17 protein-coding genes and 1 tRNA gene are annotated in these 20672 nt (G+C 42.0%); 8 read left to right on the top strand and 10 right to left on the bottom strand.

Features of this window, described 5'->3' with window-relative positions; all coding sequences use genetic code 11:
• Positions 1–16: 16 nt before the first annotated feature.
• Positions 17–772: a hypothetical protein gene (locus ABCM67_RS06675; RefSeq protein WP_147603935.1), complete on the bottom strand. Its 756-nt coding sequence runs from the start codon at positions 770–772 to the stop codon at positions 17–19.
• Between the two features lie 345 nt (positions 773–1117).
• Between ABCM67_RS06675 and ABCM67_RS06680 the strand changes: the two genes are divergently transcribed.
• The 4 genes from ABCM67_RS06680 (at position 1118) to ABCM67_RS06695 (ending at position 4996) form a co-directional block, all read left to right on the top strand.
• Positions 1118–1843 (top strand): LytTR family DNA-binding domain-containing protein, encoded by a 726-nt coding sequence (locus ABCM67_RS06680; protein ID WP_147603933.1) that lies wholly within the window; start codon positions 1118–1120, stop codon positions 1841–1843.
• Positions 1843–2775, top strand: coding sequence for a hypothetical protein (locus tag ABCM67_RS06685; RefSeq protein ID WP_147603931.1), 933 nt, complete (start codon positions 1843–1845; stop codon positions 2773–2775). The genes ABCM67_RS06680 and ABCM67_RS06685 overlap by 1 nt, the downstream gene beginning before the upstream one ends.
• Positions 2772–3590 carry an ATP-binding protein gene (locus tag ABCM67_RS06690; RefSeq protein WP_147603929.1) on the top strand — a complete coding sequence of 273 codons (819 nt, stop codon included), beginning with the start codon at positions 2772–2774 and terminating at the stop codon, positions 3588–3590. Before ABCM67_RS06685 ends, ABCM67_RS06690 begins: the two co-directional genes overlap by 4 nt.
• Positions 3591–4138: 548 nt before the next feature.
• Entirely contained in the window at positions 4139–4996 is an 858-nt protein-coding gene (locus tag ABCM67_RS06695) for a polysaccharide deacetylase family protein (protein ID WP_147603927.1), read from the top strand.
• A gap of 178 nt (positions 4997–5174) precedes the next feature.
• On the opposite strand, the gene ABCM67_RS06700 is transcribed toward ABCM67_RS06695, so the two are convergent.
• Positions 5175–6482 carry an O-acetylhomoserine aminocarboxypropyltransferase/cysteine synthase family protein gene (locus tag ABCM67_RS06700; protein ID WP_015526804.1) on the bottom strand — a complete coding sequence of 436 codons (1308 nt, stop codon included), beginning with the start codon at positions 6480–6482 and terminating at the stop codon, positions 5175–5177.
• 261 nt (positions 6483–6743) lie between these two features.
• Positions 6744–7832 (bottom strand): tRNA 2-thiouridine(34) synthase MnmA, encoded by a 1089-nt coding sequence (gene mnmA / locus ABCM67_RS06705; RefSeq protein ID WP_147603924.1) that lies wholly within the window; start codon positions 7830–7832, stop codon positions 6744–6746.
• 205 nt (positions 7833–8037) lie between these two features.
• On the opposite strand from mnmA, the gene ABCM67_RS06710 reads away from it, so the two are divergent.
• The gene (locus ABCM67_RS06710; RefSeq protein ID WP_227589135.1) at positions 8038–10197 is read left to right on the top strand and encodes a SulP family inorganic anion transporter; all 2160 of its coding nucleotides are present in this window, start codon (positions 8038–8040) and stop codon (positions 10195–10197) included.
• Positions 10198–10229: 32 nt separating this feature from the next.
• Here ABCM67_RS06710 and ABCM67_RS06715 read toward each other — a convergent pair whose 3' ends face one another.
• Complete coding sequence (locus ABCM67_RS06715; protein WP_227589136.1) at positions 10230–11105, bottom strand: LysR family transcriptional regulator; 876 nt, start codon at positions 11103–11105, stop codon at positions 10230–10232.
• A gap of 320 nt (positions 11106–11425) precedes the next feature.
• On the opposite strand from ABCM67_RS06715, the gene ABCM67_RS06720 reads away from it, so the two are divergent.
• Together ABCM67_RS06720 and ABCM67_RS06725 are read left to right on the top strand one after the other, a co-directional pair.
• On the top strand, positions 11426–13192 hold the full coding sequence (locus ABCM67_RS06720; RefSeq protein ID WP_227589137.1) for an ABC transporter ATP-binding protein: 1767 nt from the start codon (positions 11426–11428) through the stop codon (positions 13190–13192).
• Positions 13189–14946, top strand: coding sequence for an ABC transporter ATP-binding protein (locus tag ABCM67_RS06725; RefSeq protein WP_342992671.1), 1758 nt, complete (start codon positions 13189–13191; stop codon positions 14944–14946). Before ABCM67_RS06720 ends, ABCM67_RS06725 begins: the two co-directional genes overlap by 4 nt.
• A 202-nt stretch (positions 14947–15148) precedes the next feature.
• Here the strand turns inward: ABCM67_RS06725 and ABCM67_RS06730 are convergent, their stop codons facing one another.
• The 3 genes from ABCM67_RS06730 to ABCM67_RS06740 all read right to left on the bottom strand — a co-directional run bounded on the left by ABCM67_RS06730 (position 15149) and on the right by ABCM67_RS06740 (position 17494).
• Positions 15149–15841, bottom strand: a complete 693-nt coding sequence (locus tag ABCM67_RS06730) for a hypothetical protein (RefSeq protein WP_015526812.1) — start codon at positions 15839–15841, stop codon at positions 15149–15151.
• Between the two features lie 98 nt (positions 15842–15939).
• Positions 15940–17241 carry a [FeFe] hydrogenase H-cluster maturation GTPase HydF gene (gene hydF / locus ABCM67_RS06735; protein WP_342992673.1) on the bottom strand — a complete coding sequence of 434 codons (1302 nt, stop codon included), beginning with the start codon at positions 17239–17241 and terminating at the stop codon, positions 15940–15942.
• Between the two features lie 109 nt (positions 17242–17350).
• Complete coding sequence (locus ABCM67_RS06740; RefSeq protein ID WP_015526815.1) at positions 17351–17494, bottom strand: maltose acetyltransferase domain-containing protein; 144 nt, start codon at positions 17492–17494, stop codon at positions 17351–17353.
• Between the two features lie 546 nt (positions 17495–18040).
• On the opposite strand from ABCM67_RS06740, the gene ABCM67_RS06745 reads away from it, so the two are divergent.
• Entirely contained in the window at positions 18041–18862 is an 822-nt protein-coding gene (locus ABCM67_RS06745) for a Cof-type HAD-IIB family hydrolase (RefSeq protein ID WP_015526816.1), read from the top strand.
• Between the two features lie 92 nt (positions 18863–18954).
• Here the strand turns inward: ABCM67_RS06745 and ABCM67_RS06750 are convergent, their stop codons facing one another.
• From ABCM67_RS06750 to ABCM67_RS06760, 3 genes are all read right to left on the bottom strand, one after another.
• The gene (locus ABCM67_RS06750) at positions 18955–19515 is read right to left on the bottom strand and encodes a flavin reductase family protein (RefSeq protein WP_173722674.1); all 561 of its coding nucleotides are present in this window, start codon (positions 19513–19515) and stop codon (positions 18955–18957) included.
• 6 nt (positions 19516–19521) lie between these two features.
• On the bottom strand, positions 19522–20091 hold the full coding sequence (locus ABCM67_RS06755; RefSeq protein WP_021652971.1) for an NUDIX domain-containing protein: 570 nt from the start codon (positions 20089–20091) through the stop codon (positions 19522–19524).
• A 208-nt stretch (positions 20092–20299) separates the two neighbouring features.
• Positions 20300–20372 (bottom strand) — tRNA-Asn (locus ABCM67_RS06760).
• Positions 20373–20672 lie beyond the last annotated feature (300 nt).

Below are 20672 nucleotides of genomic sequence, written 5' to 3' on the forward strand. Positions count from 1 at the left end.
GATTCGGTTAAAGTATCTACATTTTGATCCTTATTACTGCAGAATTATTGCTGTATACCTTTTTACCATCAATTGTTTTGTAAGCACGAACAACATAATAATAATTCTTTCTGCGTTTTAATCCTTTATCTATGTAATAATTCCTTCTTCTCGTTATTGTTGCAACCTTCTTATAACTGCCTCCATAATTTTTTCTTAATAACTCATATCCCGTAACATTTCCAAAATTTTTCCATATTATTTTAGCTTTTGTAGAAGAAACTTTTTGTATTTTAGTTATCTTTGTAGAATTTAAAAGTTTTCCCTGGACTGTTAATGAATACGGATGTTTTTCTGAATTAGAATTATAAAGTTCCATTAGACGAATATAATATTCTCCTGCATTACAAGTACTCCGCAGAATTGTACTATTCTGATTTTTAGATCTGTTATATAACCAATCGTTACTATCCATCAGATAATTTCCCCGGCTATTATATAACGACACTGAAACACCCTGTGTTCCTTTCATAGTTACTGTAATAGTGATATTCATTTTTACCGGAGCCTTAAAATAAAAGTATTCTTCATAGCTATCCCATGGATCCATGAGAGTCGGGGGCTGATTATTCCGTGCCACTCCTTTGATCGTACTATTGATCTTTACCTTCTTTGCACTCTCCATCCAGCCATAATCATCAGCATGTACTGGCGTTCCAGAAACCATAAGTAGACTAACTACCATTACTACTAATACTATAAAACTACTTTTTCTTTTCATCCTTGAATACATAAAATCGCTCCTCCCTTTTCTCAATTTACTCTCTTACCACATTGTCCACAGAATCTGAGACACCTCTCTTCCACATTGCAAACATCTTTTTATTTTATCCATTTTCTCTTCCCCCCCCTGTTATGATGAATTTTTGTAACTTTAATTTTACCATACTTTTTTCCTTTTTTTAGTCATTTGCATAAACAGACATAGTAAAGTACATAATTAACCATTTACTATTTCTACAAGCATCAGTTTTTTAAATTTTTCATTTGTCATAGATTTTTTACTTGAATTTTTACTATCAATTGAAAAATTGTGTTATAATACTTTCAAAATCACTTATTTCAAGGAGAGATTTCTATGCTGAAACTCGCAATATGTGAAGATAATGACATTCAATGCAGACAAATTCATACATTATCCTGTTCTTCTCTTGAAATTCCAGTCGAAATTGATACCTTTTCTTCGGCCACTGATTTTCTCAATCAAATTTCCAATGAGCAATGTCCTTATCATATTATTCTCATGGATATTGAACTTGGATCTGAATCTGTGTCTGGAATCAAACTTGCTCAGAAAATCAATTTATTAAATCCGAATACACAGATAATTTTTATCAGCCAATATCTGCAATATGCATCTTCTGTTTATGAAACAGATCATATTTATTTTGTTTATAAACAGCAAATGGAAGAATATCTTCCTAAAGCACTTTCTGCTTCCTGCCACAAACTGAATAAACTCCGTCAACAGTATTTTTGTTTTAATTATCAGTCCCGAGATTACCGTCTCCTTCGATCCGATATTTTTTATATGGAGCGAAAACTACGAAATACTGAAATACATACCAAATCGCAGATTTACTATTGTCGTGAAAAAATTCCGATTCTTATCGAACAATTAAAACCTGATTTTTGTATATGTCATAAAAGTTTTGCGGTCAACATAAATACCATACATACTTTCAGCCATGCTGGCATTGAACTTTCTGATGGAACCCATATTCCTGTAAGCCGAAACTATTACCAGGCAACTAAAGATGCCTTTGCACAATTGTTACTCCGAAATTCAAGTGAGGTTCTGTAATGTTAAAAAACCTGTTATTTGCAATGCTTATTGCTGCATATCATTCAACTATGCCTGTATATTGTTTCATGCAGCTTTTTCCCAGACGAATAAGTTCAAAAGCGAAAGCTTTTGTCCATATTTTAGTTTGTTTTGTTTTACTGTCTTCTTTTCATATGATCAAAATATATGGGCACAATAACGAAATGACGATGTTAACACAAATAGTCATGTTTCTGAATCTTTTTTCTTTATTCAGAGGCTCCATTAAAAAAAAGCTGATAGCTTACTTTATCATTCTTTTTACCAGTATATTAACTGAACTTCTGGCACTGAATATTTACATACAAATTTACAACCGGTTTATTCACCAGCATACATATACTGCAATAAATATTTATTCTCTATGCACTTTCCATGAAAAACTGATCATACAATTGCTCATTTTTTCTTTTGCTTATCTATTTTATAAAAATGTTTTCTCTCTTTTACGGGAATGTATAAATTATCTGAAGTTTACTTTACTGCTGTTTATTATTCTTCCTATTTTCCTGCCCATGATTGCAACAGAATTCCTACAGCATTATAAATTCAGCAACCAGTTTATTCCTGTTATTTTACATATCACTTGCTGCTGTATAAGTTTTCTGTTATTTATACATGGTCTTAAATCCTTAGAACAAGAGCAGATAAATTTCAAACAGAATCTCCATAAAATGGAATTACTGAAAAAACAAATGGAAGTATCAGAAGAAATGAAACAAGAATACATTAAAATCCGCAAATGGAATCATGATATAGAAAACCATCTGTTTTCGTTAGCTTATCTTATAGATATGAAAAAAACAGATGCAGCAGAAAAATATTGTAATTCTGTGTTAAGCAATAACATAGACCATAATAATCATACATCAGTCTGTAAATCACTCAATCAGGAGGATTCGATATTATGACTTTTAAACAAAAAATAATTTTTATTATATCTTTAGCTTTTTTTCAGATATTTTATCTTCTGTCGAATTATACCGGACAATATTTGAATTCATTTTTTTTACTGACCTGCCTGACTGCAGCTATCTTATGTTACAATTTATATCAGCTTTTAATGCAGCTTTTTACAAGCGAAAAAGTAGAAGCAGAGCTTAATCTGTTAAAAAAGCAACAACTTTTAAACTCTGAACATCTGTTATTAATGAATCAACAGGAAGCCACCTCACTTAAAGCCCAGAAACAATTTTCAGAAAATCTCCATTCAATACAAAAACTTCTGCATGAAAATGATTGCGAAAATGCTCAGAAACTCGTTTACGAGGTCCTTGAAGCTTTCCAGCGTGACCGCTTTCATCCTTATTGCGAAGATAATCTTATTCTTGCCATTCTGGAATCCAAACGACTGTTTGCTCAGCATTTAGGTATCCATACAGACTACAAGATTTTTCTTCCTGAAAAATCAAATATTCAGTCCTCAGATTTATGCAGTGTTTTATTTAACATATTAGATAATGCTATTGAAGCATGCCGTTCTTCTGAATCTGCGGAACCATATCTTTCCCTGTCCTTGACAACCTCTAAAGGATTTATTTCTATCCTGGTTAAAAATAGTAAAAATCCGCAAACAGTATTTGATCATACTACTACAAAAAAAGATTCTTTTAATCACGGATTAGGACTTTCTATTATTGAAGATATCTGCCACAAGTATGACGGAAGCTGGCAATGGCATGACTATGGAAATACTTTTGAATCTGTCATTCTTTTGCGCTATTAATAAAACACCTATTTATTTTTCCTGTATTGTTGACGCTTTAATATTATCTGATTATTTTGCATGTATGGCTGTTATTATATTTCTCTTTTAATTTATTTTTATTATTTTTCAAATTTAGTATTGACATTTTCTATTTTATCTGTTATAGTTTAATCATCAAATAAAACAAACGGAAAACAAAAAATTAAATCAAAAAGGAGCGTGAACCCACCGAAAACATAACTTACTTCCCATAATCTAAGAAAGAGAGGTACAGTCCACCAGAAGATTTAACGATTTTCCATTATAATTAAAACAAGGAGGTACGGACCACCGAGAACGTAAATTTTAATTCCGTATAAGTTTTAAATCTAAGAAATGAGAGGTATATTCCATTGGATAATGAAAATTAAAAGAGTCATCGGCAGAAGAAATCAATCGCTGATGGCTCTTATTTTTTACTTATTTTTATCCCTTTCTTACAAACATAGCCTCATGATCTTCTGCTTTCATATCTTCTTCTTTGTGTTCATAAACATATTAATAACTCCATTTTCTCTGAGGTTCCCATGAAACAAAAACACATCTACCGTCTTATTTTTTTCTTTGTCATGGCTTTTGCTCTTGGCAGTCTTGCAGGAAAGATCTATTCTCATTTTACTTCCGACCCACGATCCGATCCGAATTCTGCCGAAAACAGCCAGACCTCTTCTGCTTCTATGACATTCCAAAATGAAAACTGGGGGCTCGGTTTTCAGGAAGAAGGCAAACGGCCCACAGGAAATGCTTCTATGGAAGAATTAAAAAAATACAATGCCTGGTATGCAGCCGATAGCGATGAGAAAAAAATCTATCTTACCTTTGACGCAGGCTATGACAATGGAAATATGCCTGCCATTCTGAATGCCTTACATAAGCATCAGGTACATGCCACATTTTTTGTTGTGGGGACTCTGATCCGTGACAAACCGGGACTGATCCGTGAGATCGTAGATGCAGGCCATACCATAGGCAACCACACCATGACACACCCGGATATGTCCGGCATCTCCACAAAGGAAGCCTTTCAGAAGCAGCTTGAGGATGTGGAGGTTCTTTATAAGGAAGCCACCGGAAAAGAAATGACAAAATTTTATCGCCCGCCCCAGGGCATTTACAGCGTGGAAAATTTAGAGATGGCAAAAGAGATGGGATACCACACCTTTTTCTGGAGTCTGGCTTATGTGGACTGGTATCAGGATAAGCAGCCTTCGAAAGAAGAAGCTTTTGAAAAGCTTCTGGGACGGATCCATCCGGGTGCCATCGTGCTGTTGCATAGCACCTCTTCCACCAATGCTTCCATTCTGGATGAGCTGCTGACAAAATGGGAAGAGATGGGATATACCTTCGGAACATTAGAAGAACTCGTAGCATCAGGATCCGCCTGAAAAAAATCGCACATGATCCATGCATCCTCAGTGCCATCAACACGGTTCTTCCCGCTTTTTGGATTCTCCAGATAAGCACACAAAAAATCTGCCCCGGGACTATGTTCTCATATGTTCCGGAGCAGATTTTTCTGTGCTATTGATTTCAGAAGGTGTTCTTCTTATTTAATTGTCTTATTTACTGGACAGCCTTGAATGCCTCATCAAGATCCTGGATGATATCATCGATATTCTCAGTTCCGATAGAAAGACGGATCGTGTTTGGCTTGATTCCCTGATCAAGAAGTTCTTCCTCTGTGCACTGGCTGTGTGTTGTAGTAGCCGGATGGATAACAAGGGATTTCACATCTGCAACGTTTGCAAGAAGTGAGAACAGCTCAAGGTTATCAATGAAATCCTTTGCCTTCTGTGCATCTCCCTTGATCTCAAATGTAAAGATGGAACCGCCGCCGTTAGGGAAATATTTCTTATAAAGCTCCTGCTGGCTTGGATCTGTGGATACAGACGGATGATGAACCTTCTCTACCTGCGGATGATCATTCAGATACTGTACAACCTTCAGTGCGTTCTCAACATGACGCTCTACACGGAGAGACAGTGTCTCAAGTCCCTGAAGGAAGATAAAGGAGCTCACCGGAGAAATTGTTGCTCCTGTGTCACGAAGAAGGATCGCACGGATCTTTGTAACAAATGCAGCCGGTCCGCATGCTTTTGTGAAGCTTACGCCATGATAGCTTGGGTTTGGCTCTGTAAGAGATGCAAATTTGCCGGATGCCTCCCAGTCGAACTTACCACTCTCTACGATCACACCACCAATAGTAGTTCCGTGGCCACCGATGAATTTTGTTGCGGAATGAACAACGATATCTGCGCCGTACTCGATCGGTCTTACGAGATATGGTGTTGCAAATGTATTATCTACAACAAGCGGAATTTTATGTTTGTGAGCAATTTTTGCAAGAGCCTCAATATCTACAACATCAGAATTTGGGTTTCCAAGAGTCTCAATATAAACAGCTTTTGTGTTCTCCTGGATCGCATTCTCCACTTCCTCGAGATTGAATACATCAACAAATGTTGTTGTGATTCCGTATGCCGGAAGCGTATGCTCCAGAAGGTTTGTTGTACCGCCGTAAATATTTTTGGCTGCTACAATGTGATCTCCCTGCTGTGCAAGATTCTCGATCGTGTATGTGATAGCTGCTGCACCGGATGCTACTGCAAGTGCTGCAGAACCACCCTCAAGTGCTGCGATCCTCTTCTCGAATACGTCCTCTGTCGGGTTTGTAAGACGTCCGTAAATGTTACCGGCATCTGCAAGTCCGAAACGTGCTGCTGCATGATCGCAGTTGCGGAATACATAGGAAGATGTCTGGTAGATTGGTACTGCTCTTGCATCTGTAACCGGATCCGGCTGTTCCTGTCCTACGTGAAGCTGTAATGTCTCAAATTTGAATTTTCTCTGATCTCTTGTAATTTTGCTCATGTGTTTGTCCTCTTTTCTTTTATTCTTATATTCGGTAAAATAGTAATTGCTTATCTTATGATCATCTGCTTATCAGCGACAACAACACATTCGCTTTTCTTCGATAAACACCCTTGTTGACTTCTGTAAAACCTTCATGATTTCCTCCTGATCATCACGTTGCTCACCTTGTTTTGTGTGCTCCGTTTTTTGATGATGCAATCATATCACCCTTTTCCTAGTATGTCAATGGGGTTTATCTATTTAGGTTCTCACCTTTATTTATGACTGGCTATAGATTTTATTTATAACGCCACCACCTACAACCTCATCTCCGTCATACATCACTACAGCCTGGCCTTTTGTGATGGCTCTCTGCGGTTCATCAAATTTCACATGAAGGATGCCATCCGGTGTCTGCCATGCAGTGGCAGGCTGCTCTTTGTGACGGTAACGGATCTTGGCAGTCACTCTTTTCGGCTCAGCTAAGCTGTCCACAGAGATCAGATTTACATTGTCTGCCTCCAGTTCACTGCTGAAAAGATCTGCGTTGTCCCCGAGAACTACCGTATTGGTCTTCGGAGAGATCTCACAGACATAAAGACGGCTGGCCGCCGGAATGCCAAGGCCGCGGCGCTGGCCGATCGTGTAATGGATGATTCCCTTATGGCGTCCGATATAGTTTCCCTCTTTATCTACAAAATCACCCTCCGGTGTTTTTTTGCCTGTGTACTTCTCAATAAATTTCGCATAGTCGCCGTCCGGCACAAAGCAGATATCCTGACTGTCATGCTTTCTGGCATTGATAAAGCCATGTTTTTCGGCAATGACACGAACCTGGTCCTTCCGGAGACCTCCAAGCGGAAGCTTTACATGTGCCAGCTGTTCCTGGGTCAGCATATAGAGAACGTATGACTGATCCTTTGTATCGTCCACTGCTTTTTTCAGAAGGTAGCGGTCCCGTTTCTCATCGTACTCCACTCTTGCATAATGTCCGGTTACAATATAATCGTAGCCGATCTCCTGCATGCGGTGAAACATTTTATCAAATTTCAGATATCGGTTACAGTCGATACATGGATTAGGGGTGCAGCCATTTTCGTAGGCATCTACAAACCTGTCCATAACCTCTGTATGGAAATCTGCGGTAAAATTAAACACGTAGTAAGGCATATCCATCTGATAGGCTACGCTTCTGGCATCCTCAACATCGTCTAGGGAACAGCAGGTCTTTTCCCTGTGGACACCGATATCTTCGTTGTTGTAAAGTTTCATGGTAGCGCCGATGCACTCGTCACCGGATTCCTTTGTCAAAAGAGCTGCCACGGAGCTGTCTACACCGCCGCTCATTGCTATGATCGCTTTTTTCATTTATATCTTAACCTTTCCTGATGATTGATGATTTCTCAGCTTTGCAGCCTGTATTCTCTTACGGTTACTGCAATTTCGCATTTATTATAATATGGCAGTTATTCTTTGTCCACGATTTTTCACCCGGAACCTTTGCTTTGCTTCTTTCCTGCAGGCTCTCTTTGGTATATAATAGAAAATATTTTTCAGAAAAGGATGTGACTATATGAAGCTTTCCCTGTTTTCCACGCTGCGAGGATATCGGAAGGAATACCTTCCCAAAGATATTTTCTCCGGCATCATCATAGCAGCTGTTTCCATCCCTATCTCCATGGGATATGCCCAGATTTCCGGGATCCCGGCGGTATACGGACTATACGGTTCTGTTCTGCCAATCCTTTTGTTTGCTCTATTTTCCACTTCAAGACAGTTTATCTTCGGAGTTGATGCGGCACCTGCTGCCATTGTAGGTGGTGCACTGTCTACTCTTGGCATTGCTGCAGAGTCAGAAGCTGCCATGGATTATGTTCCTGCCATCGCACTTTTTGCAGGTCTGTGGCTGTTTATCTTCTTTCTGCTTCACGCAGATAAGATCGTGGACTTTATCTCCACACCTGTTATGGGCGGTTTTATCAGCGGTATCGCAGTTACCATCATCCTGATGCAGATCCCGAAACTTATGGGAAGTCCTGCAGGATCCGGAGAGCTCCTGGAACTGGCAGAGCATATCTTCGCTGCTGCCAAAAATATCAGCTGGCTTTCCCTCTTCATGGGGCTTGGTGCTCTGGTGCTGATCCGCACATTTAAAAAGCTGGCGCCGAAATTCCCCATGGCTATCGTTATTATGGCTCTGGGTGTTCTTTCCACCGTTGTTTTTCATGTGGACGAAAAAGGCGTAGTCCTCCTGCAGTCTGTAGAACGTGGACTTCCCTCCCTGGTGATCCCGGATTTCGGAAATGTTGATCTGACCCAGGCGGCAGGCCGCGGTCTTATGGTTGCTGTTGTCATTATGGCAGAAACTCTTCTTGCAGAGAATACCTTTGCGTTCCGCAATGATTATAAGCTGAACGACCGTCAGGAAATCCTGGCCTGTGCCGCCGGAAATATTGCTGCCGCCGCAGTAGGCTGCTGCCCGGTAAACGGCAGTATCTCCCGCACCTCCCTCAATGAACAGTACGGTGGAAAATCTCAGGCGGTTTCCATCACTGCCGGGATCACCATGGCTCTGATCCTTCTTTTCGGCACCGGTTTTATCGGATATCTTCCGGTTCCTGTACTGACAGCCATTGTGATCTCTGCTCTGATGGATGTGGTGGAAACCCATCTGGCTGTACGTCTTTTCAAAGTAAGCCGCACAGAATTCTACATCTTCATGGCTGCCGGTTTCAGTGTGCTCTGTCTTGGAACCATTTATGGGGTTATCATTGGTATCCTGCTCTCTTTCGTAGCTGTGATCCTGAAGGCCACCAACCCGCCGCGCTCCTTCCGTGGTATGATCCCTGGAAGAGATGCTTATTTTGATCTGTCCAAAAACCGTTTCGCCTACCCTATTAAGGGCGTTGTGATCTACCGTTTCAGTGAAAACCTGTTTTTTGCAAATATAAAGATTTTTCAGGAAGATATTGAGAACAGCATCCAAAAAGACACCAGGGTAGTGATCGTAGATGCCAGTGCTATCAACAGCATTGATGTCACAGCAGCAGACCGTCTGGATGCCATCTCCGCAAGCCTGAAAAAACGTGGGATCCGTTTTTACCTCACAGAGCATTCCACCCAGATCAATGACCAGCTGCGTCAGTTCGGCATCGGTCATATGATCAAGGACGGTATGGTCCGCCGTACCATTCTTGCTGCTCTCCATGACGCAGGGATCGAAGCCCCTTATGAACTGGATGTTCCAAAGGAAGACGAGACAAAGCTTCTGCGCCGCAGTATCGCTTTTCTTCCGGCAGAGGAAGAAAATACCCTGGAAGAGTTCGCCTGGGCTTTTGGTGATGATGCAGTAAAAGAGATCGAAGAATCTGTCCATCACATTATTGAACAGCTGCATCAGATCCCGGATATCCAACGTCTCTCCGAAGAAGGTCTGGAAGAGCTTCTGGATAACTGGCATGGGCTGGGTGTTCTGGATGAGGATGAACTACTTCGAAGAATTGAATTACATATGGATGAGCTGCCTGAAGAATTAACTTCCGACCGGAAACTGATCCTTCAGCTTCTGGAAAAGCGCCGTGGCAAGCTGAAAGAAAAAATCCTTGCCGAGCATCCGGAAGTCCTGGAACGACTGGAAAAGCGCCGGAAAAAGCTGGAAGAACGGCTGGAAAAGCAGAATCCGGAAGCTGTTCAGAAATGGAAGCACTGGAAGGAAGAGCATCTCAAAGACTGATTTCTGCATACATCCCCTTTCCAGGTCCATGATCAGATTGCAGGGTTTCCTGCATATTTCTCACAGATATTGATAAAATCCTGCATCACGGCAGAAGGCCTGCGATCCTTTTTCCAGGCAAGAAGGATCCTGGTCTTCAGCTTCTCTTCTTCAATGATGCGGATCGGAAGATCTGTACAGAGATCTTCCATGGATCTTGGAAAAACGGCGGTTGCAAGACCTTCCTGCACCCAGAGCATGGCGTCTCTGGGATCATCGCAGACACAGAAAATATCCGGCTGGAGATTTTTTTCTCCAAAGGCTTTCATCAGAAATTCTTCGTACCGCCGGTAAATAATGAGAGGGCATTCAGTCAGCTCTTTAAGGCTGATGCCCTCTTTTTTTGTCTCATTTTCCGGGATCTCCGGAGGAAGGACCGCGATCATGGGTTCCTCATCCAGTTCCAGATAATTTAAACCTTCCAGCTTGATAGGTGTACGCACTACCGAAACATCAATGATCCCATCCATCAGATAATTCAGAAGTGTAAAGGTGATCGCATCCCTTACCTCAAAGTTTACATCACAATTTTCCCTGGAAAATCTGGAAATATAAGGCATAATGGTGGTCACTGTGGTTGGCGTGATCCCGATACGTAAAACCTGTTTTTTCCCTGCTTTGGATACTTCCAGTTCTGTGGAACGAACGTAGCTCAAAATGTTCTCTGTCCTGTCATAAAGAAGCTTTCCGGCTTCTGTCAGTATCACGCCTGCCCTGGTCCGCTCAAAAAGCTTCACCTTCAGCTCTGCTTCCAGCTGCTTGATCTGATAGCTCAGCGGCGGCTGGGACATGTTCAGTCTCCTTGCGGCTTCATTGATGCTTCCTGTTGCTGCGATCTCATGAAAATATTCCAGCTGTCTGATTTCCATATATAAATCCTTCTTTCTTTATCTAGTATATAACACAGGCAAAACCCATCTACTGCTTATTGCTTTTCGCTGTCCCACAGAGTACTTTCTTAATTCGGTTAAGAAATACTATATCTGCAATACTTTGTAAATACTATGAATATCTTTCCCACGCAATTATCCGAAAAACCATACTTCTATCATCCCACAGATTTCCGTCCCAGGCAATAGCAAAATTATATTATCATACATTAAAAACAATATTATACGTATTATCTCCATAGGAGTATAATAACAGAGGTTTATTATAGAAAAATAAGGAAACGGAGGAAGAAAAAGAAATGCGAACACTTGCAAAATATCTTCAAAACTACAAAAAAGAAAGCGTTCTGGCTCCTTTTTTCAAGTTTCTGGAAGTTGTATTTGATCTGCTGGTGCCTGTCGTCATCGCCCAGATCATCGATGTGGGAATTGCAAATAATGACCACGGCTATATCGTTCAGAAGTTTTTTATTCTGATACTGATGGCTGCTGCAGGACTTGCAGTCAGCATTACTGCACAGTTTTTTGCTGCAAAAGCCAGCGTAGGCTTTGCCACAGAAGTGCGTCAGGCTGTATTTGACCATATCCAGAAGCTTTCCTATACGGAGCTGGACACCCTTGGCACTGACACGCTGATCACCCGTCTTACAGACGATGTCAATCAGGTACAGAACGGAGTAAACATGGGACTCCGTCTTCTTCTTCGAAGCCCGTTTATTGTTCTAGGCTCTATGGTAATGGCTTTTACCATCAATGTGCGCTGTGCACTGATCTTCGCTGTTGCCATTCCGGTACTGTTCCTGGTTGTCTTTGTGATCATGTTTTTAAGTATCCCGCTTTTCAAAAAAGTACAGGGACGTCTGGATTCCGTCACCCGTCTTACCAGAGAAAACCTGACCGGTGTCCGTGTGATCCGTGCATTTTGCCGTGAAGCTAATGCCGTTGCGGAGTTTGACGAAAGCAATCTTGCACTTACCAGACTGAACGAATTTGTCGGAAAAATCTCTGCACTTTTAAATCCTGCAACTTATGTACTGATCAATATCGCAACAGTAATCCTGATCCGGACTGCAGGTGTACAGGTAAACCTCGGAAACATGCAGCAGGGTGAAATAGTTGCTCTTTACAACTATATGGCACAGATGATCGTAGAACTGATCAAGCTTGCGTCCCTGATCATCACCCTGAACAAATCCATGGCCTGTGCGGATCGCGTTGCCGGAATCCTGAAGGTCGATTCCACCATGACTTACCCGGACAAAGCTTCCTTACCGACTGCGGAAAACAGTGACTATGCAGTTGCCTTTGACCATGTGAGTTTCTCCTATGCAGGAACCGGCGCACCTAGCCTTTCTGATATCACTTTTTCCGCAAAAAAAGGCTCTACGATCGGAATCATCGGCGGTACCGGAAGCGGTAAATCCACTCTTGTGGATCTGATCGCCCGTTTCTACGACGCAACCTCCGGAGTCATTACCCTCGACGGTCAGAATGTACAGACCTATTCCAGGCAGGAACTCAGGGAAAAAATTGGCGTAGTTCCTCAAAAAGCAGCACTTTTCCAGGGAACCATCCGCGATAACTTAAGCTGGGGACGGGAAAATGCCACGGACGAAGAAATGTGGGAAGCACTTACCACCGCTCAGGCTCGTGAAATCGTAGAGAAAAAGGACGGTCAGCTGGATTTCCGTCTGGAACAGAACGGGCGGAATCTTTCCGGTGGCCAGCGTCAGAGACTTACCATTGCCCGCGCCCTTGTGAAAAAGCCAGAGATTCTGATCCTGGATGACAGTGCCAGTGCTCTTGACTTTGCCACAGATGCGGCACTTCGGAAATCCCTTCACCAGCTTGGTGGAAACACCACCACCTTCCTGGTATCCCAGAGAGCAGCCAGCATTCGCCAGGCCGATCTGATCCTGGTACTGGACGATGGTCAGCTTTCCGGAAAAGGAACCCATCAGGAACTGATCTCTACCTGCGAAACCTACCGTGAGATCTTTTTCTCACAGTTCCCGGAAGAGCGTACCAAATATGAAAAAGCGACTGGAAAGGAGGTCCTGGCATGAGTAAAACAGATACAACCGCCAAAAACAGCATGGCAACCTTTTTCAAGGTACTACGTTTCATTGGAAAATACCGTTTTCTTCTCGTATTAAGTGTGATCCTGGCAGCAGTCACTGTAATTTTGCAGCTGTATGTTCCCGTACTTTTTGGTTATGCCATTGATGAGGTCGTTGCTGCCCACGAAGTTGATTTTACAAGAATGGGATTCTATCTTTCCCGTATTCTTGTCATGATCGTATTTTCCGGCATTGCCACCTGGATCATGAGTGTCATCAACAACCGTATGACCTACCGCACAGTACAGGATATCCGTGCAAGATCCATCCGCCATATCCAGAAGCTTCCTCTGTCCTACCTGGACGGACACAGCACCGGTGATATCATCAGCCGTGTCATCGCAGATACGGATATTCTTTCCGATGGTATGCTCCTTGGATTTACACAGCTGTTTTCCGGTGTCATCACCATCATCGGAACCCTGCTCTTCATGTTCTCCAAAAATGTGTGGATCACTCTGATGATCATTGTCCTGACACCTGTAAGCTTTTTTGTGGCGAAATTCATCTCCTCCCATTCCTTCCAGATGTTCCGTGCGCAGAGTGATGCCCGTGGACGTCAGACTGCACTGATCGAGGAAATGATCGGAAATCAAAAAGTGGTTCAGGCCTTTGGTTACGAAAATCGTTCTTCCGAACGTTTTGCTGCGATCAATGAAGAACTCCGTGATGCCAGCCAGAAGGCTGTTTTTTACAGCAGCCTCACCAACCCGTCCACACGATGTGTCAACAACATCATTTACGCAGGTGTAGCTCTTGCAGGTGCCTTTCTGATCCCGGGCGGTCATCTGACTGTCGGTGGACTTTCCGTACTGCTGGCTTATGCAAACCAGTATATGAAGCCCTTCAACGATATCAGCTCCGTGATCACAGAGCTTCAGAACGCTCTGGCCTGCGCTACCAGGATCTTTGATCTTCTGGAGGAAGAGCCGGAAAGCCCGGATCCATCCGGAACTCTTGTCGATGTAAAAGGTGCAGTGGATATCCGGAATGTTTCCTTCCGCTACGAAGCGGACAAACCTCTCATTAAAAACTTTAATCTTCATACAGAACCAGGCAGACGTATTGCCATCGTAGGCCCTACCGGTTGTGGCAAGACAACTTTTATCAACTTGCTGATGCGGTTCTATGACGTCACCGGTGGAAGTATTTCCGTGGACGGAACCCCCATCACCGATGTTTCCAGACATGCCCTCCGCGGAAGCTATGGCATGGTTCTCCAGGATACCTGGATCAAGCATGGAACTGTCCGTGACAACATCTGTATCGGAAAGCCGGATTCTTCTGATGAGGACGTGATCCAGGCAGCTAAAATGTCCCACAGCTGGGAATTTATCCGCCGTCTTCCAAATGGCCTGGATACCATTCTTTATGAAGACAGCTTAAGCCAGGGACAAAAGCAGCTTCTCTGCATCACCCGTGTCATGCTGTGTCTGCCGCCAATGCTGATCCTTGACGAGGCAACCTCCAGTATTGATACCCGAACAGAAATGCTGATCCAGGAGGCATTTGACCGGATGATGCAGGGGCGAACAAGCTTTATCGTTGCACACCGTCTTTCTACCATCCGCAATGCAGATGAGATTCTTGTCATGAAAGACGGAAGCATCATCGAACAGGGAAGCCATGAAGAGCTTATGGCAAAAGGCGGATTCTATCAGAATCTTTATAACAGCCAGTTTGTGAAGGTTTCTGAGTAATATAACCTGATTTTTTTAACCAAATCAGGCAACTGGCTAAATACGGATCGCAAATATCCGCCTGACTTAAAATTCTCCGGAACACAGATTTTCTGTACCGGAGAATTTTTTTATACTGTATCAATGATATAAAAAAAATAAACATCTCCATATGATACCTATTTTGATATCCAGGATGATGTCTATTTTTATAAAACTATATTCAGATCTTTTTATATTTTGTCCGAAGAAGCCATTTCTGATCGATCACTTTCAGCTCTTCTCCAAAACGGATGTGAAGCCTTACAGAACCCGGAAGCTGCTCTACATGCTCAATATTTCCGGTTCCGAATTTCGGATGACTGACATCCTCTCCGATCTCATAGCGTACAATACTGTTCTGAGTATTCCTGTGCTGCTGCTCTCTTCTGTAAGTATCCCGCACCGTTACAGTACGGTCATGGATCGGGCTTCGGAGTTTTTTCTCATAGTTGTGTTTCATCAGAGCTTCCCCTGCCTTATAATATGGCGTTGGTGCCGCACCAGTCAAGGAACAGCAGTATTTCCAGGCACTTCCGTGGGTTCCGTGCTGCCACTGATACTCTGAGGGAATGTGAAAATTATACTGCATATAGTGGGCATATTCATGTTTGTAAAGATCCAGTCGGTCTTCTTTTTTCAGAGGATTTTTTACCGCATAGCCGATAAACAGCAGAGAAAAATGGAAATGCTCTTTTTCGTGGCAGCTGCCTCTTGTATAAGATCCCAACAGATCCGGCTCCATGCCAAAAGTTATAGGGATCTTTGCTCCGTTAAGATGAAATTTTTTATCGAATTCTGCATAGAGACTTCGGATCTGAGCTGTAAGTATTGGAATTTCTTTCTGTAGGGCCTGTGAAAGTGTCTGATCGATCATTGTATCTGCAACTCCTTATCGTCACCTTTTGCAAATTTATAAAATGAACAATCGCTACTATATCATTTTTCGAAAAAAATGTAAACACCTGAAAAAAATTACTGATCCAGTTCTTTCCTCACATCCGGGAACATTTCCACACAACGTTTCAGGATTCCCTGCATGTAGGCAATGGCAATTCCGTAATTGGTGATAGGAATCTCCTGATCCAATGCACATTTCTGACGGTAACGCATTTCTCTCTCATTAAGCATACATCCGCCACAATGCACGATCAGACTGTACTTCGTCACATCCTCCGGGAAATCTCTTCCGGAAGAATACTCAAATTTCAGCTCTTTCCCCGTATAATTACGGATCCAGCGTGGAAGCTTGACTGTTCCGATATCATCACACTGCCTGTGGTGGGTACATCCCTCTGAGATCAGGATCTTGTCACCGTCTTTCAGCCGGTCCAGTGCTGCTGCCCCAGCTGCCGCTGTCTTTAGATTTCCTTTAAATCTGGCAAACAGAATAGAGAATGAAGTAAGCCAGATGTCTTCTGGAGTTTCTTCACTGACTCTGGCAAAGACCTGGCTGTCTGTGATCACAAGCCTTGGTTTTTTCCCCAGGGTTTCCAGTGTATTGGAAAGCTCATCCTCTTTGATCACGATGGCTGCTGCTCCGGCTTCCAGCACATCACGGATCGTCTGCTGCTGCGGAAGGATCAGACGCCCTTTTGGTGCAGCTTTATCTATGGGAACTACAAGAATCGCAAAATCTGATGGTTCAAGGAGATCCCCTACAAGACGCAATTTCAGTTCATCCGTTACTGCCAGAGAAGCGATCTTTTCTTTCAATTCGTAGATATTCTGACCGGTGGCGGCGCTAGCATAAATAGATTGCTCTGTGTTCTGGTTTTCATGATCCTGTTTCTGGCTGACACTGCTCTCTTTGACCGCACCCGCATGGGTATTCTGGTTTAAGTTATTATCTGAAGAAAGCCGGTTCCCATCTTTTGTTTTCAGCAGATCTGCCTTGTTATAAACAACCAGATATGGAATCTCCTTTTCTTTAAAAATATGGATCAATTCTTCATCCACACTGGTTTTTCCCACAGTGGCATCTACTACAAGAACTGCTACATCCACTCTGTTCAGCACCTGTTTCGCCTTGCGGACGCGAAGTTCTCCAAGATGTCCTTCATCATCAATACCTGGTGTATCTATGATCACCACCGGGCCCATAGGAAGTAGTTCCATGGCCTTACTTACCGGATCTGTAGTAGTTCCCTTTACATCGGATACCACAGCCAGCTCCTGGCCTGTCACCTTATTTACGATACTGGATTTTCCTGCATTTCTTCTGCCAAAAAAACCGATATGTACACGGTCTGCTGACGGTGTTTCATTCATTCCCATAATTTATCCTCTTTTCTTTCAGCATCAGACAGGTCCTCATCCATTCCTGTTCCTATCAACCTGCTTCTTTTTGATTTTTCAAAAGCCGGACATTCCTTCCACTCTTATATCATAGTGTAGTATCTCTTTCAGCATTTCTTTTATCCAACTGTGTGGGACGTGTCATATTGAAATCATAAAGTCGATCCAGCTTTTTGATCTGATCCTGGATGATCTCATCATCATTAGGAAGATATAGCTCTCCTGTATGCATTTTTTCTCATTGAGCGCATGTCAGCACCTCCTTTTTTGCGTTTTTACAAAAATGATATTTTTTATGTTATCATATCCTATATTCACCTACAAGCATGAATTTTCTGAATAATCCGAGGCTTTTTCGTGAATCTGTTATATTTATATATAATCTACAGATTTATCTTCTGTCAACAGATTTCTGTATTTTTGCTATTCACAAAATCTTCCACCCTGTCGGATCACTTTATTTTTCTGCTCCGTTTCCAATTCTTCATCGGTAAAGATCAACTGGTACTCACTGACATCATTATATTTTATGAGATTTTTTTGCCAAACTTGGTATGGTCCGCCAGAAGATAGCTTTCCTCTGCATTGGCATACACGCAGCGTTTCACAGCTGCTTCGATCTCTCTAGTGGCCGATGCTCCAAAAGAGGCATCTACTGCACTGGCTCCAAAAAAAGCTTTGTCATAATAAAATCTGGATATATTTTTATTTTGTTATTTATGTGCTATTTTATATACAGAAACACCTATACTCATCTTTTACAGAAAGGATCTCGAATATGAAACCATTATCTTCATTTAAGCCACAGGCTGTTTTCAGCGATATTGACGGCACTTTACTAACCTCAGAACATGTGGTATCTCCGCTGACCAGTTCCGCCATTCATACTTTGACAGATCAGGGCGTTCTGTTTACTATTTCTTCAGCACGAAGCCCTTCCGGCATCCGTCCTATTATTAAAAAAAATGATTTCCATTGTTGTACCATTGCATTCAGTGGTGCACTAATCCTGGATGAAGATCAAAATATCCTTTACGAAAAAGGAATAAGCATTTCTGACGCTTCCAAAATCATTGATGTGATCGAAAAAAAATGTCCTCACGTGACCTGGAATGTTTTTACCTCAGAAGACTGGATCGTAAAAGACCGGACAGACCCTCATGTGATCCATGAAGAAACGGTTGTGGAAACTACCTCTATAGAGGGATCCCTTCAGTCTCTCTCAGATACGCTTATGGTAGATAAAATCCTGTGTATGTGCGATTCTGAATATATGTCACCGTCAGAAACACTTCTTCGCAAATATTTTCCGGAATTATCTATTGCAAGATCTTCCGATTCTCTTCTGGAGATCATGGCTGGCGGCATAAACAAAGCGGAAGCTGTAAAATATCTTTGTGATCTTCGAAAAATCCCTCTTACCAGTACTATTGCATTCGGAGATAATTATAATGATCTGGAAATGCTGGAGGCAGTAGGATGTGGAGTTTTGATGGGAAATGCACCTTCTGAGCTGCAAAAACATTTCTCTTTTGTAACAAAGAGTAATGATCAGGACGGGATTTTTCAGGCCTTTAAAGAATTGGGAGTTCTGAATTAAAGAATATTTATAACAAATAGAAAGTCTCTTCCAGAAGATAATTTTTTATCTGTACCTGTGAAAGAGACTTTCTGTATTTCAGTAGATATTATTTATTTCAGTGCCGTTCCGGCTTTAAAAGCATCGCCGACTTTTTCGCCAAGACGGATATATGCATTGTTGAACGGATCAAAAGTGATCGGTGCTACTTTTGCAACATCTACGTTTCCATTTTCATCCAGAACGCTCTCATCCACGCTGACATTTACGATCTCACCGATCAGCCGGCAGGTGTCTTTATCATAGCTTTTCAGCTTACATTCTATACAGATTGGAAGCTCTTTGATAATAGGTGCATCTACTTTTTCAGATTTTTCTGCTGTAAATCCGGCTTTTACAAATTTATCCGGCTCTTTGTTTCCGGAAACAATTCCTACATAGTCGCAGGCTGTCATATGCTCCACATCTGCCATACTTACTGTAAAAGCGCCTTTTTTCAGGATGTTTTCAGTTGTTTTATGATTTTCACTGACACAGATGGAAATTTCCTTATCATCGCTGATTCCTCCCCAGGCTGCATTCATAACATCCGGTTTTCCATCCTCACCATATGTAGCGATCATTAATACCGGCTGTGGATAAGTGTAAGGCTTTGCTCCGAAATCTTTTCTCATGATCTTTCACTCCTTTATTGTATTGCCGTTACTTTTTATAAATTGACGTACAAGCTGCAGACCTCCCAGCGGAACACAGAATTTATCTCTGTGCTGACTACATTGCTGATACGTTTCTTCCAGATCAAACCACTGTACCTCTTCTACTTCTTCCTTTTGAAGTGTAAGATGATCGATCTCTACCGGGTGATCGTAAATATAAACAAAAGCGATTTCTTCATCCCGGAATATTTTTCCATGAAATTCTCTGGCAAAAGATATGGGGAATTTTCCTGCAAACTGCAGATCAGCTGATTCTGCATGGATTCCCAGTTCTTCTTCCAGTTCCCGTAATGCCGATTCCATTGGTTCATCTCCCGCCTGTATGTGACCTGCAGATGAAGTATCAAATTTTCCAGGAAAGGAGTCCTTGTTTCTGGATCTTTTCTGAAGAAGGATCTCTGTTTTTTCATTCCTCCGACGGATGATCCAGATATGAGCAGTACGATGAGGGATTCCTTCTGCGTGAGCAATACTCCGTTCTACGATCTTTCCAGTGGGATTTCCGTTTTCATCTATGATATCAAATAATTCCATTTTTCTGCTTCTTTCTCATAAATTATTCTTTCTTAACCAAACCAATTTCATTCTAGCATGATTTCGAAATAGTTTCCAGTCTGTTATCAGAAAACATTCTATAGGGGATTACTTGATTCGGTCAAATATTACGATATATATAACGGATATTTATACAAACATATAAAAAGTGCCTGTAAACAATTCCTTGTTTACAGGCATAAAAAAACTCCCCCTGTTGGACTCGAACCAACGACACTGCGGTTAACAGCCGCATGCTCTACCGACTGAGCTAAGGAGGATTACTTAAATATTTAATTAAGGTTTGTACCTTAAAAACTACATACATGCTTGTTGATCGTTAATCAAACTCTTTGAATCAATTCTAACCTGCGTACCGATACTCCAGCGGTGGTCATCTCACGACTCCGTCGTTCGATGTCATTTGCTTCGCAAATGTTCAGTCTGTACCATAAATGGTTCTCCACAAGCAAGCTTGTTCCGCCCCATTTCTGTTACATCCTGCCCGCTTCCTCGGCTTTTTGGTCAAGCCCTCACCCGATTAGTAACAGTCAGCTCCATGTGTTACCACACTTCCACCT

This window comes from Blautia sp. 2227st1_G12_2227SCRN_220401 (assembly GCF_039062885.1).
In the GTDB taxonomy this organism is placed as follows: domain Bacteria; phylum Bacillota; class Clostridia; order Lachnospirales; family Lachnospiraceae; genus Blautia_A; species Blautia_A fusiformis.

Coding starts and splice junctions, on each gene's coding strand:
- ABCM67_RS06675 (WP_147603935.1), bottom strand. CDS start 772: ATGTATTCAAGGATGAAAAGAAAAAGTAGTTTTATAGTATTAGTAGTA.
- ABCM67_RS06680 (WP_147603933.1), top strand. CDS start 1,118: ATGCTGAAACTCGCAATATGTGAAGATAATGACATTCAATGCAGACAA.
- ABCM67_RS06685 (WP_147603931.1), top strand. CDS start 1,843: ATGTTAAAAAACCTGTTATTTGCAATGCTTATTGCTGCATATCATTCA.
- ABCM67_RS06690 (WP_147603929.1), top strand. CDS start 2,772: ATGACTTTTAAACAAAAAATAATTTTTATTATATCTTTAGCTTTTTTT.
- ABCM67_RS06695 (WP_147603927.1), top strand. CDS start 4,139: ATGAAACAAAAACACATCTACCGTCTTATTTTTTTCTTTGTCATGGCT.
- ABCM67_RS06700 (WP_015526804.1), bottom strand. CDS start 6,482: ATGAGCAAAATTACAAGAGATCAGAGAAAATTCAAATTTGAGACATTA.
- mnmA (WP_147603924.1), bottom strand. CDS start 7,832: ATGAAAAAAGCGATCATAGCAATGAGCGGCGGTGTAGACAGCTCCGTG.
- ABCM67_RS06710 (WP_227589135.1), top strand. CDS start 8,038: ATGAAGCTTTCCCTGTTTTCCACGCTGCGAGGATATCGGAAGGAATAC.
- ABCM67_RS06715 (WP_227589136.1), bottom strand. CDS start 11,105: ATGGAAATCAGACAGCTGGAATATTTTCATGAGATCGCAGCAACAGGA.
- ABCM67_RS06720 (WP_227589137.1), top strand. CDS start 11,426: ATGCGAACACTTGCAAAATATCTTCAAAACTACAAAAAAGAAAGCGTT.
- ABCM67_RS06725 (WP_342992671.1), top strand. CDS start 13,189: ATGAGTAAAACAGATACAACCGCCAAAAACAGCATGGCAACCTTTTTC.
- ABCM67_RS06730 (WP_015526812.1), bottom strand. CDS start 15,841: ATGATCGATCAGACACTTTCACAGGCCCTACAGAAAGAAATTCCAATA.
- hydF (WP_342992673.1), bottom strand. CDS start 17,241: ATGGGAATGAATGAAACACCGTCAGCAGACCGTGTACATATCGGTTTT.
- ABCM67_RS06740 (WP_015526815.1), bottom strand. CDS start 17,494: ATGCATACAGGAGAGCTATATCTTCCTAATGATGATGAGATCATCCAG.
- ABCM67_RS06745 (WP_015526816.1), top strand. CDS start 18,041: ATGAAACCATTATCTTCATTTAAGCCACAGGCTGTTTTCAGCGATATT.
- ABCM67_RS06750 (WP_173722674.1), bottom strand. CDS start 19,515: ATGAGAAAAGATTTCGGAGCAAAGCCTTACACTTATCCACAGCCGGTA.
- ABCM67_RS06755 (WP_021652971.1), bottom strand. CDS start 20,091: ATGGAATTATTTGATATCATAGATGAAAACGGAAATCCCACTGGAAAG.